The sequence below is a fragment of the Sodalis sp. RH15 genome (assembly GCF_047324255.1).
GTDB lineage: Bacteria > Pseudomonadota > Gammaproteobacteria > Enterobacterales > Enterobacteriaceae > Acerihabitans > Acerihabitans ligni.
The window spans coordinates 412,397-427,801 of sequence record NZ_CP178738.1; the positions used below are offsets into that span (position 1 = coordinate 412,397).

Below are 15,405 nucleotides of genomic sequence, written 5' to 3' on the forward strand. Positions count from 1 at the left end.
ATGCCGGTTTTTAGCGCGCCCCGCGCGCAATCATCAAGCAAAGACCCCAGCCAGCCAGGACCGCCAAAAATCCCCCGCAGCCTGCGCCAGCAACGGCGCATAGCGGCGGCTCTGCTCCCGCAATTGCGGCACGCTCACCCCCGCCCCGGCCAGCTCGGCGGCATGGCCCACATACCACGACTCCAAACCCGCCGCGGTCACCTCCAAATGACACTGGAATCCCAACGCATAGTCACCTAATGCAAAGGCCTGATTGGCATACCTGTCTGAGCCCGCCAAATGCCATGCCCCGGCCGGCAGATCAAAGGTATCCCCATGCCAATGCAACACCTTCACCTGCCGGTTCAACAGCCCGGACAGCGCCGGCAGCCGCGAGATGTCCCCACCGGCATGCAGCGCCCCCCAGCCGATTTCCTTACCCGCCGTACCGGGATAAACCCTGGCGCCCGCCGCCGCCGCCATAAGCTGCCCTCCCAGGCATATCCCAAGCGTCGGCCCTTGCCGCGCCAGCCTGGCGCGTATCAGTTCGATTTCAGGCACCAGGAAAGGATAGGCCTCCTGTTCATACACCCCGATAGGGCCGCCCAAGACAATCACCAGATCGTAGGCCAGCGGGTCCACCTCGGACCAGTCCAGCGCGCAGGCGTCGGCCATGGTGATGTTAAACCCGCTCCGGGTTAATATCCCCCCAAGGGATCCCAAGTCCTCAAAAGCGACGTGGTAAATGGCCAATGCATTACGCATTATATTCTTCCAGTAAAAGAGTTATTAATGAAAACGGGAATAGATATTTTTATCAGGTTAAATCTTTCGCGAAATAAAAATCTTTTATTTAATTGATCTCGGCATTGCCAATTGCTTAAAAATGTCTACCCCGCTGTTTAAGAGCGGTAAAAGACGGCAGGAACCACAACCAAAATATCAGACAACACCCCCTTGGCGCCGCGAATTATTCAGGGGAATATAGCGTGTCAAGGACGCGCCGACGCTGGTGATCCTCTGTTATTCTTATGGCTAGTCATATTGTTTTAATATAGTAGGCGGATAGTATGGCGATGTGAGCGGCAGAGTTGTCGAATCGCCAAATAACCTAATTAATGACAGCATTTTAACCTGCTTTTAACCCACATTCTTGAAACAACCGTTCATATATTAGCCATTCGGAAAGAAAGTTTTTTAGTTTTTAATTAGAATCTATGACCAGTAATCTTTGATAATATAGTGCAATACTTTGGTTTATTAACTATAAGCCTAATGTTCGTGCTGGTTTTATGATCAAATACCTGGTGTTTATGTTCGTTTGGCCTGCCCCGCAAAATGTGTAAATCCCTATTGGTTATATTGACGTCATGGCAAACTGTTGCCAAATTGGGAGCCTCGGAAGTCAGGGGGGCAAAGGATTGTTTGAATGTGTCCTGCATTCAGCATGTCGGTCGACGCTTTTCATCGGGCAGTCCGCACTCTTCTTTCCCCTCTTTCGTTCGGTTGCCGCAAGGCGCACAGCACAGACCGCAGCCTAAAAAAAACAGCGTCTGGCCGTATACACAACACACAACATCACATCACGTAATGGAGCATAATGATGACAATTTCCTTGACCAAATCAGGGATACTGAAGGTCGGCATTAGCCTGGCTGCTTTAGCTGTGGCTGCCAGCGTTCAGGCCAAAACCCTGGTGTATTGCTCAGAGGGTTCCCCTGAAGGGTTCAATCCGCAGCTGTTCACCTCCGGCACCACCTTTGACGCCAGTTCCGTTCCTATCTATAACCGCCTGGTGGATTTTAAACTCGGCACTACGGAAGTGATTCCGAGTCTGGCGGAAAAATGGGACATCAGCGCCGACGGTAAAACCTATACTTTCCATTTGCGTCACGGCGTCAAGTGGCAGGAAAGCAAGGATTTCAAACCGACGCGCGAACTTAACGCCGACGACGTCGTCTTCTCCTTTACGCGCATGAAAGATGCCAATGCCCCCTACCATAAAGTTTCCGGCGGCAGCTATGAATACTTTGACGGCATGGGCATGGGCGATTTGATAAGCAGCGTGGAAAAGGTCGACGATTATACCGTCCGCTTTAACCTGACCCGTGCAGAGGCGCCTTTCCTGGCCGATTTAGGCATGGACTTCGCTTCCATTATGTCCGCCGAATATGGGGATGTGATGATGAAAGCCGGCACGCCGGAAAAAATCGACCTGAACCCAATCGGCACCGGTCCGTTCCAACTGCTGCAGTATCAGAAGGATTCACGCATTCTGTATAAAGCGTTTGAAAACTACTGGGGCACCAAACCGAAAATCGATCGCCTGGTATTCTCCATTACCCCCGACGCGTCGGTACGTTACGCCAAACTGCAGAAAAACGAATGCCAGGTTATGCCGTACCCGAATCCGGCCGATATCGCCCGCATGAAGCAGGACAAAGATATCACCATGCTGTCCCAGCCGGGTCTGAACGTCGGTTATCTGTCGTTCAACGTACAAAAGAAACCGCTGGACAACCTGAAGGTCCGCCAGGCGCTGACCATGGCGGTGAATAAATCCGCCATCATCGACGCCGTTTACCAGGGCGCCGGCCAAGCGGCCAAGAACCTGATCCCACCGACCATGTGGAGCTATAACGACGCGGTGCAGGATTATCCTTACGATCCGGTCAAGGCTAAAGCGCTGCTGAAAGATGCCGGTTTCCCCGATGGCTTCTCCATCGATTTATGGGCGATGCCGGTACAGCGTCCCTACAACCCGAATGCCCGTCGCATGGCGGAGCTGATTCAGTCCGACTGGGCGAAAATCGGCGTGAAAGCCAAGATTGTCAGCTATGAATGGGGCGAGTATCTTAAACGCGCCAAAGCCGGCGAGCATCAGACCGTTATGATGGGCTGGACCGGCGACAATGGGGATCCGGACAACTTCTTCGCCACCCTGTTCAGCTGCGATGCGGCTAAAGACGGCTCCAACTATTCAAGATGGTGTTACAAACCGTTTGAGGACGTGATCCAGCCGGCCCGCAGCACTTCCGATCAGGCAAAACGTATCGAGCTGTACAAGCAGGCTCAGGTGGTGATGCACGATCAGGCCCCTGCGTTAATCATTGCCCACTCAACGGTGTACGAACCGGTGCGTAAAGAAGTCAAAGGGTACGTGGTTGATCCGTTAGGTAAACATCATTTCGAGAACGTATCTTTAGAGTAAAGGTCAATAAACCCTCCTTAACCCTATAGGGAGCCCCCTCCGTTCATGCGAGGGGGCGGGAACATCCCCTGTGCCGCACAGGGGAAGGTATCGCGCCAGCGAGGCCACGGGGGGGAATCCTGAAGATGTGAGCTTTGATAACCCGGTCGCCGCAAGCGACCGGGTAAACTATATACAGAAACAGAGAGTTCGGAATATGTTGCAGTTCATACTCCGACGTTTGGGACTTGTGATCCCGACGTTTATTGGTATTACCTTGCTGACGTTTGCGTTTGTCCATCTGATCCCGGGCGATCCGGTGTTGATCATGGCCGGCGAACGGGGCATGTCGCCGGCGCAGCACGCCCAGGCGATGGCGCAATTGGGCCTGGACAAACCGCTCTATGAGCAATATATCCGTTATGTCGTCGGCATTCTGCACGGCGATCTGGGTATATCCCTTAAAAGCCGCATACCCGTCTGGCAAGAGTTTGTGCCGCGTTTCAAGGCAACCCTCGAACTGGGTGTTTGCGCAATGATTTTCGCCGTGGCGCTGGGTATTCCGGCCGGCGTGCTGGCTGCGGTAAAACGCGGCTCGCTGTTTGATCATACCGCGGTCAGTATCTCCCTGGCCGGCTATTCGATGCCCATCTTCTGGTGGGGCATGATGCTTATCATGCTGGTGTCGGTGCACTGGAATCTCACGCCGGTCTCCGGGCGGGTCGGGGATACGGTGTTCCTGGACGATTCGCTGCCCCTCACCGGATTTATGCTGATTGATACCCTGATCTGGGGGCAGCCCGGTGATTTTATCGACGCCCTTAAGCATATGATTCTGCCGGCCATCGTGCTCGGCACCATTCCACTGGCGGTGATCGTGCGCATGACCCGCTCGGCGATGCTGGAAGTGCTGAGCGAAGATTATATCCGTACCGCCCGGGCCAAGGGCCTAAGCCGTATGCGGGTCATTATCGTCCATGCGCTGCGCAATGCCCTGCTGCCGGTGGTCACGGTCATCGGTTTGCAGGTGGGTACCCTGCTGGCGGGGGCAATCCTCACCGAGACCATTTTTTCCTGGCCGGGATTGGGGCGGTGGTTGATTGAAGCCTTGCAGCGCCGGGATTATCCGGTGGTGCAGGGCGGTGTGTTATTGGTAGCGATCCTGATTATTGTGGTGAACCTGCTGGTGGACGTGCTGTACGGCGTGGTTAACCCGCGTATTCGCCACAAGAAATAGGGGAATGGAAAATGACTGAAATTTCTGAGCCGGTGGTAGCCGGCGCACCTAAGCCCATGACCCCGTTGCAGGAGTTCTGGCACTATTTTCACCGCAATAAAGGCGCGGTAATCGGGCTGGGTTACATCGTACTGATGTTCGTGATTGCCATCGGCGCCGGGGTAATAGCGCCACACGGCCCGGCCGAGCAGTTCCGCGAAGCCCTGCTGCGGCCGCCGGTCTGGATGGAGGGCGGCAGCTGGCAGTTCATCCTGGGTACCGATGACGTCGGCCGCGATATCATGACCCGGTTGATGTACGGCGCCCGGCTGTCGCTGCTGGTGGGCTGCCTGGTGGTGGTGCTGTCGCTGATCTTCGGCGTGATATTCGGCCTGTTGTCCGGTTATATCGGCGGACTGGTGGACGTTATCATCATGCGTGTCGTGGATATCATGCTGGCGCTGCCCAGCCTGCTGCTGGCTCTGGTGCTGGTGGCGATATTCGGCCCCTCCATTGTGAATGCCTCCCTGGCGCTGACGTTCGTGGCATTGCCACACTATATCCGTTTAACGCGCGCGGCGGTGCTGGGGGAAGTGAACCGCGACTACGTGACCGCCTCCGGCGTTGCCGGCGCCGGCGCCATGCGGCAGATGTTTATCAATATTCTTCCCAACTGCCTGGCGCCGTTAATCGTGCAGGCGTCGCTGGGTTTCTCCAACGCCATCCTTGATATGGCGGCGCTGGGCTTTCTGGGCATGGGCGCGCAGCCGCCGACACCGGAGTGGGGCACCATGCTCGCCGACGTGTTGCAGTTTGCGCAAACTGCCTGGTGGGTAGTGACCTTCCCCGGGGTCATTATCCTGCTCACCGTTTTAGCCTTTAATTTGATGGGCGACGGGCTGCGTGATGCGCTCGACCCCAAACTCAAGCAGTAACGAGGAAGCAATGGCGTTATTAACCATAGATAAACTGTCGGTGCATTTCGGTGATGAAGGGACACCGTTTCGCGCCGTCGATCGTATCAGCTACCAGGTGGAGCAAGGCCAGGTGGTGGGTATCGTGGGCGAATCCGGCTCCGGTAAGTCGGTAAGTTCGCTGGCCATTATGGGCCTGATAGATTTTCCCGGCCGGGTGATGGCGGAAAACCTGGTATTCAACGGGCGGGATTTGCAAAAGATCTCCAATAGCGAGCGCCGCCAGCTGATCGGCGCCGATATTGCGATGATTTTCCAGGATCCGATGACCAGCCTGAATCCTTGCTACACCGTGGGTTACCAGATTATGGAAGCCATCAAGGTGCACCAGGGAGGCAACCGCAGAACCCGGCGCCAGCGGGCTATTGATCTGCTGACCCTGGTGGGAATTCCCGCCCCGGCTTCCCGTCTGGATGTCTATCCCCATCAGCTGTCCGGCGGCATGAGCCAGCGGGTGATGATAGCCATGGCCATTGCCTGCCGGCCGAAGTTATTGATTGCCGACGAGCCCACCACCGCGCTGGATGTGACTATCCAGGCGCAGATTATCGAACTGCTGCTGGATTTGCAGCAGCGGGAAAATATGGCCCTGGTGCTTATTACCCACGATCTGGCCCTGGTGGCGGAATCGGCTCATTATATTATCGTGATGTATGCCGGGCAGGTGGTGGAAACCGGCAAGGCGACGGAAATCTTCCGCGCGCCGCGCCATCCCTATACCCAGGCGCTGCTGCGCGCCCTGCCGGAGTTTGCCGCCGATAAATCGCGGCTGGCCTCGTTGCCGGGCATGGTGCCGGGTAAATACGACCGCCCGCTGGGATGCTTGCTTAATCCCCGCTGCCCCTATGCCGACGAGAAATGCCGCCAGGTGGAACCGGAGCTGATGACGCTGCCGGATCGGCAGTCGAAATGCCACTATCCGCTGGATGACGAGGGGAGACCCACCCGATGAGCGAACCTATTTACGATCCCGCGTCAACGGCGCTGCTGCATGCGGTTGATTTAAAGAAATACTATCCGGTGAAAAAGGGCATTTTCGCCAAGGAAACCCTGGTTAAGGCCCTGGATGGCGTCTCGTTTACCCTGGAGCGGGGTAAGACACTGGCGGTGGTGGGCGAATCCGGCTGCGGCAAATCCACCCTGGGCCGGCTGCTGACCATGATTGAAATGCCCACCGGCGGCGAACTCCATTATCTGGGCCAGGATTTGCTGAAACCGGACCAGACCGCGGAGCACTTGCGCCGGCAGAAAATCCAGATTGTGTTCCAAAACCCTTACGGCTCGCTGAATCCCCGTAAGAAAGTGGGGCAGATACTGGAGGAGCCTTTGATTATCAATACCTCCCTGAACCGGGAGCAGCGCCGTGAAAAAGCGTTGGCGATGATGGCAAAGGTGGGGTTGCGCACGGAGTACTACGAGCGCTATCCGCATATGTTTTCCGGCGGCCAGCGCCAGCGTATCGCCATTGCCCGCGGTTTGATGCTGGACCCGGATGTGGTGATTGCCGATGAGCCGGTTTCCGCCCTGGATGTGTCGGTTCGCGCCCAGGTCTTGAACCTGATGATGGACCTGCAACAGGAAATGGGGCTGTCCTATGTATTCATCTCCCACGATCTGTCGGTGGTGGAGCATATCGCCGATGAAGTGATGGTGATGTACCTGGGACGCTGCGTGGAGAAGGGCAGCAAGGCGGCGATATTCGACAATCCGCGCCATCCCTATACCCAGGCGCTGCTGTCCGCCACGCCGCGGCTGAACCCCGATTTGCGCCGCGAACGCATCAAGCTGACCGGTGAACTGCCAAGCCCGCTGAGCCCGCCGCCGGGCTGCGCCTTCAGCGCCCGCTGCCGCCGCCGCTTCGGTACCTGTACCGAGTTGCAGCCGCAGCTGAAAAAATACGGTGAACAGCTGGTGGCCTGTTTCGCCGTCGATCAGGACGAGGCGCAGGGCATTCGCTGATTTCGGCAATAAATAATAAAGCGGGCAGAGGCCAATCTCTGTCCGCTTTTTTTTGCCCCCGAGGTTACTTAAGGGACCAGTACGTCAACTGGTGCAGGCTGGCGGAGTAATAATCCTCTTGCGACAGGATGTTGTCGGTGACCTGGGCCTGATTTCCCATAATAGCGTCCCGGATGGCCAGCATGCCCGGCGTCAGCATGTAATTGGGCTTTTCGCCGGTGAGCACATCCACCCAGGCCGGGGTGCTCAGGCGGTCGAACTGCCGCCAATAGCCGACATAGGGCCCCAGGGCCAGGCTCCTGGGCTGCGCCCAATTGATGTAGAGGGGAATGCGAACGGCATCGAAGCTGAAGCGGGCGGGCTTGTTATCCGCCGGAGACAGGGTTTTATCCGATCTTAGGGTGACCCAGTCGGTGGGCAGCTGCGGGTCGCCAAAACGCATCTGCGCCAGCAGCTTCAGGCCGTCGGTGGATAAATCATTCCAGGTTTTCAGGTGGCCCTGCTGATAAAACGCCTGCCAGGCCGGGAAGATGAAATAGGAGGGATTGAGCGTTATCGCGCTGGTTTGATTGAACCCCGTCACACCGGGCAGCAAGACGGTATAGCCGGCGTACCGGATCACGTTGTGTTTGATCAGCGCCTCCTGAAGCTTGCCGGAGGCGGCGATATAGGCCGGCTGCTGCCATTTTTGGCCCGCCAGCAGCAGTGCCCAGGCGATAAGGGTATCGCCGTCGGATGCGGTATTGAGATCCGCCACCGGCGGGGTGCTGGCGGGGTCGTAGCGCCAGGAATAGAGGCCGATATCTTTGCGATACAGGTGGGCATCGCTCCATTTCAGCAACTGATCAAAAGTGGCGCGATCGTTATTGAACACCGCCAGCAGCATGCCGAAACCCTGTCCTTCGCTGTGGCTGATATTGTGGTTGCCGGTATCGATGATCCGGCCTTCCGGCAGCAGAAAGCGGCTTTTATAATTATGCCAGCCCATGGTTTCCCCCTGGGTGGAGCCGGAGATCAAGGCAAAAACCAAACCTATCAGCAGTGCGAAATGGCGAGCGAATTTCATAAAACGACCGTCCCTTATAAGCCGTTACGGTAACTGAACGTCATCACGCCTTCGGCGCTGTCTTGCTGCCAACGCAGCGCAACATGTGATTGACCCCCTTGCGCCACCAGCCATGCGGCGTAGGCGCCTTCCAGTATTGCCGCCAGCCCGGCAATCCATTGCGACTCATCCGCTCCGGCCGCCGCCGCCGGGAAGGCATAATGCTTAAGCGTCAGCGAGGCCTCCGCCGGCTGCAGACGCACATAACCCCAGTGAAAACCGGCCCACAGGCGGTTAAGCTCGTCCTCGAGATCGCCGACGGTTTGCGCCTGCGCCATGGGAAAACGCTGGGCAAGACGGCTGCCCATCAGGTTGAGAAACTGCCGCCGGTCTTCATCGCCGGCGTTCTCGGCGATGCCGGAGATCATAATATCCAGTATATCCTGCCAGCCGGACTGATATTGCCGCCGGCGATAATAGCCCAGCTCGGGAGAAGCGTTAAGCATATCCTGCATTCTTAATTACCACCCAATAAATATTTGAAATATAACAAGGCTGTGCTTTCGGAATAATCGCCGAATGTATCGTAACCCACCTGTCCGCCCACCGTTACATGAGGATTGATTTTATAGCTGCCGTTGGCATGCACATTATAACTTACGCCGTTTTTGCTTTGGGCGTCGTAATAGGCCGCGGTGCCGTAACCCGCCGCCACCAGGGCTTCCAATTCGGATTGCAGGGTGGAATTGCCGGGGAAATAAGCGGTCTTATCCTGGGTGTAGGATTGATAGCCCACCGAGCCCCCCAGGTTCAAGTTCCAGTCGTCGTAGGTTTGGTTGTAATTCACCGGCAGCGACACGCTGATATAGTTTTGCGGGCTGAAATACCCCCCCTGGCCGAAGCTGTAATAGCTCAGGTTTTTATCATAATCCATAAAGGTAATATTGACGCCGGTTCGCAGCTCGCTGTTGTCGTCGCGGTAAGGGCGCATATAGACGCCCTCAGAGGAGGTGATACCGGTATTGCGGGGAACGTTTTCCCCCACATAGCTGTAGCCGCCCACCCCGGCATATAATCCGGCGTCGCCGTCATCATAGGAGTACTGGATATAACCGCCGTTCTTGGTCACCTGTCCCCATTTATCGCCGCTGATTTTATCCCGGCTACCGACGTAGGCCAGCAAACTGTCGGTGACCGGCCGCCGTTCAGCGGTGATCGTCAGCTTGCTGAAATTGGTCAGGCTGGGGGACCATTGGAACCCGCCCACCAGGGTGCTTAGATCCTGTCCCAGCGGAGTGGAGCCGATATCCGCCTGATAGCTGTCGCCGCTCAGCGCCAGGTTCACTTCCGTACCGGTGGCTTTTTGCGAGCCGGGGGAGTCGGCGACATAATCGTCCGGGTTGACCGTGGTGGTGCTATCGGTGGTGGAGGAAGTGGTGGTGGTAGTGCTGCTCTGGGTCCCGTCGGCATTGGTGGTGGTGGACGTGGTGGTGGTGGACGTGGTGCTGTTCGCCGCGGCGGCGGTAGCGGCGGCGGCGGTTGCGGCCTCAACCATTCTTGCCTGCTGCAGCGCGCCGGTACCGAAACGGTTGCTGGAGGTGCCGGAGGTGGAGCCGGCGTCCAGTGAGACCGGCGTCACGGTGAGCTTAAGACGTGAGCTGTCGAACGGCACGCCGGAGAGAAGCAGGGGCGCCTTGACCTCGGTCAGGTTGCTAAGGCCGCTTTCGCCGTCGCGGCTGCGGATACCTATATCCCCCTCCACCCAGGTGGAGGTCGCGTCCTGCTCCTGATCGAGCAGTTGATTGATTTGCTTGAGCGTGCGCTCTGCCGGCGTTTGCGCCCGGACCGGGGTTTGCGCCACGCCCGTCAGGGGCAGCGGCGTCACGGTGTCGGAGCGCTGCCAGGGTAATATCGTGCCGTAGGCGGAGGCGGTACGCGGCGTAGGGGCATCGGTGCTCTTGTTGATAAAAGGATTGTCGGCGATTTCCAGTCCGCCCACCACCGGCGCGCCGCCGGCGCCGGAGGCGCTCATGCCGATAACCTGTCCCTTGGCCGAACGCAGGAGAGCGAGGGCCTGCTGGTGATCCCCTGCCGCTTCCGCAATGCGGGCTTCCAGTATCATGCGATCGACGGTACGCGGTCCCTGCATGCCCGCCACCAGCCGCTTGGCGCGGCCGATGTCCCCCTGCGCCAGCGCGGCATTGGCCGCGCCGGTACGGGCATCGTCATTATTGGGCTCTTTGGTCAGCACAAAGTCGTAGACCCGCATCGCCTGCTCGTTCATTTTGCCGGATTGATACAGGCGGGCCATGGCCAGCATCAAATCGACATTTTGCGGGTCGCTTTGCATCGCCGCGATGAGCTTATCGTAGGCGGCGGCATATTGTCCGCGCTCGCGCAAATCGTCCGCCTGCTGGATAACCGAACCCTGCCGGATGCGGCTCAGTTCGGCCGGGGTGCTGCCGGCCACAATCTTCGGATTGTTCAAAACGGCGTCCGCCTCGTCGTTAAGGCCCGCCTGGGTCAGTACGCCGATTTGCGCGGCATAGTCGTCAAGAGTGCCGTTAATCCCGGCCCGCATATTGCCGCGTACCAGGGACACCGCGGTGGCGCTATCCCCCAGCTTCATCAGATCCTGCGCCAGGTTGCCCACGTCGGACGGGGCGGACGGCGGCGTTTGCGCCAGGGCATGCAGCGTGTTCAACGCCGCGGTGCGGTTACCCTGCTGCATGTAAGCCTCGGCGCTGCTCATCTGTTCATTGAAGCTGACGCTGGCGGCCAGGTCGCGCATCGCCCGGTTACGGCGGTTTTGCGGTATCGAGGCCAGCAGTTGGGATGCCACGGACCAGCGCTTGGTTTCACTGGCGAACAGGGCGGCGGCATAGAGATTATCCGCCGGGGCGCCACGTTGGCCGGCGGCGGCCATCAGCGACTCCGCCTGAGCGCTGTTCCCCTGTTTTTGCAGAATGCGCGCCATATCCAGCCGGACCCAGATATTGGACGGCTGTTTTTGCAGCGCCTGCTGCAACAGGTTCAGCGCCCGTTGCGGATCCCCTGCCTGCAGCGCCTGGGCGGCCTGTTGCCGCAACGGATCCACATTGACGCCCACATAGACTTTCGGACGTTTATCCGCCGGAATGGTTTGCAATAACTGCTGCGCCTCGGCGCCTTTATGCTCCTGCTGCAGCGTGTAATACAGCCCCAGCTTGGCATCGGTATTCTGGCTGTCTTTGGCAAGCAGGCCGCGATAAGTCTGCTCCGCCCCCGGCAGGTCGTTTTTTCGGCGCTGCACATCGGCACGGAATAATTCCGCCGATGTGCCCTTGTCGCCTTCCTCCTGCGCCAGCGGTTCACTAAGGGCCAGGGCCGAATTCAAATCGCCGGAGGTTACCGCGCCCTTGGCTTTGTTCAACGCGCCGTAAAAATGCGCGTCCTTGGCCAGGGACGCCCACTGCGCGCTGTTGGGACCGCCCTGTTTCACCGCCTGGTTCAGATAGTTTTCCGCCGCGGCAAAATCGCCGCCGCGCATGGCGATATACCCCAATCCCGCCAGCGCATCGCCGTCATTGGGGTTAGTGGTCAGCACCGCTTCAAACCGGCTGCGCGCCGCGGCGAGATCGCCGCTGTTCAGCGCGGTATACCCCTGGCCCTTCTCCTGCCCGCCGACGCTTTGCTGGAAATGCGTCAGTACGCCGGCATCGTCTGGATGGCGCTGCATGTAGCTGTCGTAAACGGCTTTATCTTCCGGTTTCGGCGCCATCCAGATGAGCGCCTGGCGCAACGCGCTGTCCGCTTGTTTATTGCCGGCCGCCAGGGGCATCAGCAGGCCGATGCCTTCCCGGCGGCTGCTTTCGTCATAAGTCAGGATACGGCCAAGGGCCGCTTTGGCGGCATTGTCGGTGGGCTGCTGGCTCAGCCGGTCCCGCAGGCCGGCAATGGCTTCGGGGCGGGAGGCGGGTACGCCGGACAGCGTTTCGTAGTACTCCACCGCCAGGCTGTCCAGGGGCTTGTTGCCCTGAAACAGCGTGCGATAGCTTTCCAACGCGCGGGCGGTATTGCCCTGGGCCGCCAATTGACGGGCATTGGCCAGCTGGGTGGGAGAAATGGCCTGCATGACCTTGGCGTTATCAAGATTTTGCAGCCGGGGATCGTTCGGAGAAACCGCCTCCAGCCTTTGCCGCCATTGCTGGGCCTGGGCCCGCTGTCCGCTGCTTAGGGCATAAAGGGCCAGCAGGTAGAGCGCATCGGCGTTGTTGCTGTCCACCGCCAGAATTTTTTGCAGCGATTCTTCCGCCAGTTCGTTATGGGCTTTGTCATGCCAATAGGCGGCCTGTTGCAGCAGGGCATTGATGGCAGGGCTGTTTTGGGCCGCCGTGGCCATGGCGGAAAAGAACGATAGGCCCGCCAGGCCGACCAGGCACAGCGTTCTGAATTCTTTATTTTTGTCCTGTTTCATCTTCTCTTACCCATATGGCCCAGTGGTGCGATCCGTCTTTGAATCCCGTTATTTATTGGCGCTGTTCGCCAGGCGCTTGGCCGCGTGCCGCGCCAGCAGCACGGTCACGCTGCTGCCGATGACGATGGCGAACAGCAGGCCACATAATGAAAGGAAAATAATATGCTGGTTGGCATACCAGATAATCATCATGTACCAGGGCATCTCGCCGCGGGGGAACTGTGAACCCACACTAAAACTCTTGACCCCGTTTTCGCTGCTGATAACCGCAATGTCTCCGCGAATGCCTGCATTAATCGTCAATGACTGCAAATCGGTGTTCAGGGCGGCAAGCTGGTCGCTGTCGGTAGCGGTGGCCATAACCACCAGGCGGTTGCCGGGCCACGGAGAAGCGAAACTCAGAAAACCCCGCCAGGCGTCGGTGGAGGCCAAATAGCGATCCGCTTCCACCCCTTGCCGGAAAAAATTGCCGGAGAAATAGCCCTTGAGCTTGTCCGTTAAGGTCTCTGCTTTTACCGACAGTAATCCATTGCGCATTTCAAAGGGCGAGCTCGCGAGCAGATCCCCAATCAAGGCGGTTTGCTTGAGGGAGGAGAAGACCAGAATATCTTTATCCGCCAATTGGGCGTTGTCCCCCTGCAAACCGAGCCGCACTTCAACATGGTTCAAGGGAATGCCGGTGGCGTTGCCGGCGCGGGCGGCCATGGCCAGCAGGGCGGCGATCTCGCCCGCCTCGGGCTTGGCGGGCAACAGCATTACCGTCTCGGAAAAATCCGCCAGGCGGCTGAAGGGAAACGCCGCGCCGACGTAATACGAGAGGTTGGGCAATAAGGTAAAATGGTGTGTCTTGCTCAGATCAATGTAGGAATCGGGATCGATCCGGCTTTTGATATTGTTGCTGGTGAGCAGGCTGCACGGGGCATCCGGTTTCGGTTGCAGGGAGAAGTAGAATTCCAGCTGGTTGTCGCCATAGATAAGGTAGGGCGACAATTGCAGGCTGTAGGATTCCTGGCGGGTATCGCCCCCCAGCTTATGCCAGGCGGTTTCAACCAGACCGCGTTTATTCACCGACAGGCTGCGCAGAAAGGTGCCGTTCAGGGTGATGCTCAGTTGGGAGCGATCCTCGTCAATCCAGCTCTCGGTGGGAAAGCGGTAATCGATTTGCACCGGGAAAAAGTCGCCATCCCACAAGAACAGATCCGGCGCCGCGCGAAAGCCGATGCGGATACCGTCGTGATATAGGCCGTTGACGGTAAGCGAGTCCGTATTTTGCGCCAAATCCTTCAGGTAAACCGGTTTGCTGGTATCAATCCAGCGCGGGGCATCATAGGGTTGCCGCAGCGGAATGCCCTGGGTAGCGACCTGAATAATATCCTGCCGCGAGGGCAAGGGTGAAGAGATGGCCCGGTAAGCGGCCTGACGCAGCTCTTCGCTGTTGCGTCCCACCACCAGCAACAGCTTGTAGACCGGATTCAGCGGGTTATCAATCATTTGCAGGGTGGGGCCGCTGGCGGCGGGCAGGGTAATGTCGCCGATTTTCTCTCCCGGCGCGCCGAACAGTATGCCGTTTTGCACCGGCAGTTCGTTCAAATGCACCGGAAAATTCACGTTACGGTAATTCGACAACAGGCCGAAATAGGACGCCAGCATGGCGGCGGCGGTGACCGCTTCCGGTTTCACCGTCTGACCGAAAATAAACGATACTGAAGGAGATTGCATGGACAGCGGGTCGAAAAAAGGCCGGGGGAAATGGCCCAGATCCCGGCCGATATCCAGTATCTGGCTGCTTAGCTGTATGTGGCTGGCGGGTAAAATGGTGACCCAATATTTATCCGACTGGTTGCGATCGCATTGCAGAGTATTTTCGTCGCTGACGCTGAAGCTGAGGTTGTTATTGCCCACCACCATGGCCGCGGGAATATCCAGCTGGAAGACATTATCCACGGCATTCGCCTGGTTCAGCGCCACATTGCCGAGATCCTGGCCGTTAAGCGTCAGGCGCAGACTGGTATCGCGGGCGGCAAGCTCCGGCGAGACTTTTAGCGCCAGGAATAAGCGCGCGGTGGTGGCCACCTGATCCTGCGGCAGGGTGAAGACCACCCCCGACTGGAGCTGGCCGCCGCTTAAGGTCAGGCCGTTGGGCTGGCCCATGGTGGCGACGTTGATGGTTTCGTCCCGGATGGGGTTTATCTGCGCCGACTGGCCGTCCGCCGCTTGCCCGCCGCTATTGTCCTGGGGCGCGACGCTTATCACCGGCGGCGGAAAATCCATCGGCAGTCCGCCGGCCGACGCGCTGCCGCTATCGGATGACGCGGCGGCACCAGGGGCAGACGCAGGGGTAGCATCGGCGGAAGACCGGGCCGGGTCGGCTGATGCGGCGCCCGCCGCGCCTTGGGCATCAGCGCTGCCCGGCGGCAAAGCCTGGCCGCCGGCCGGTACCGGCAAGGGCGGCAATCGATAGACCGGTTTCGCCGGCTCAGCGTTGTCAGCGCCGTAAGCCGGATTGATTTGGGCAGAAAACCCAAGCCCTCCCATAATGGCAATAACCACAAAAAAACAAGCAATCTTCCCGATACGCTGTGGCAT

The 15,405-nt window shown here is 58.3% G+C and carries 10 protein-coding genes; 5 read left to right on the forward strand and 5 right to left on the reverse strand.

Annotation, left to right across the window (positions count from 1 at the left end; all coding sequences use genetic code 11):
- Positions 1–33 precede the first annotated feature (33 nt).
- Complete coding sequence (locus ACL2XO_RS01880; protein WP_413742077.1) at positions 34–744, reverse strand: glutamine amidotransferase; 711 nt, start codon at positions 742–744, stop codon at positions 34–36.
- Between the two features lie 838 nt (positions 745–1,582).
- Between ACL2XO_RS01880 and dppA the strand changes: the two genes are divergently transcribed.
- From dppA to dppF, 5 genes are all read left to right on the forward strand, one after another.
- Complete coding sequence (gene dppA, locus ACL2XO_RS01885; RefSeq protein ID WP_132927921.1) at positions 1,583–3,190, forward strand: dipeptide ABC transporter periplasmic-binding protein DppA; 1,608 nt, start codon at positions 1,583–1,585, stop codon at positions 3,188–3,190.
- A gap of 196 nt (positions 3,191–3,386) precedes the next feature.
- Complete coding sequence (gene dppB / locus ACL2XO_RS01890) at positions 3,387–4,406, forward strand: dipeptide ABC transporter permease DppB (protein ID WP_132923986.1); 1,020 nt, start codon at positions 3,387–3,389, stop codon at positions 4,404–4,406.
- 11 nt (positions 4,407–4,417) lie between these two features.
- Entirely contained in the window at positions 4,418–5,320 is a 903-nt protein-coding gene (gene dppC / locus ACL2XO_RS01895; protein ID WP_132923985.1) for a dipeptide ABC transporter permease DppC, read from the forward strand.
- Positions 5,321–5,330: 10 nt separating this feature from the next.
- Positions 5,331–6,311, forward strand: coding sequence for a dipeptide ABC transporter ATP-binding protein (gene dppD / locus ACL2XO_RS01900; RefSeq protein ID WP_132923984.1), 981 nt, complete (start codon positions 5,331–5,333; stop codon positions 6,309–6,311).
- Positions 6,308–7,318, forward strand: coding sequence for a dipeptide ABC transporter ATP-binding subunit DppF (dppF, locus tag ACL2XO_RS01905; RefSeq protein WP_132923983.1), 1,011 nt, complete (start codon positions 6,308–6,310; stop codon positions 7,316–7,318). Before dppD ends, dppF begins: the two co-directional genes overlap by 4 nt.
- A gap of 64 nt (positions 7,319–7,382) precedes the next feature.
- Here dppF and ACL2XO_RS01910 read toward each other — a convergent pair whose 3' ends face one another.
- From ACL2XO_RS01910 to bcsB, 4 genes are read right to left on the reverse strand one after another with little or no spacing between them, the layout of a single operon-like run.
- Positions 7,383–8,384 carry a glycosyl hydrolase family 8 gene (locus ACL2XO_RS01910; RefSeq protein ID WP_132923982.1) on the reverse strand — a complete coding sequence of 334 codons (1,002 nt, stop codon included), beginning with the start codon at positions 8,382–8,384 and terminating at the stop codon, positions 7,383–7,385.
- A 14-nt stretch (positions 8,385–8,398) separates the two neighbouring features.
- On the reverse strand, positions 8,399–8,869 hold the full coding sequence (bcsD, locus tag ACL2XO_RS01915; RefSeq protein WP_413742078.1) for a cellulose biosynthesis protein BcsD: 471 nt from the start codon (positions 8,867–8,869) through the stop codon (positions 8,399–8,401).
- A gap of 11 nt (positions 8,870–8,880) precedes the next feature.
- Positions 8,881–12,819: a cellulose synthase subunit BcsC-related outer membrane protein gene (locus tag ACL2XO_RS01920; protein WP_413742079.1), complete on the reverse strand. Its 3,939-nt coding sequence runs from the start codon at positions 12,817–12,819 to the stop codon at positions 8,881–8,883.
- Positions 12,820–12,867: 48 nt separating this feature from the next.
- Positions 12,868–15,405, reverse strand: coding sequence for a cellulose biosynthesis cyclic di-GMP-binding regulatory protein BcsB (bcsB, locus tag ACL2XO_RS01925; protein ID WP_413742080.1), 2,538 nt, complete (start codon positions 15,403–15,405; stop codon positions 12,868–12,870).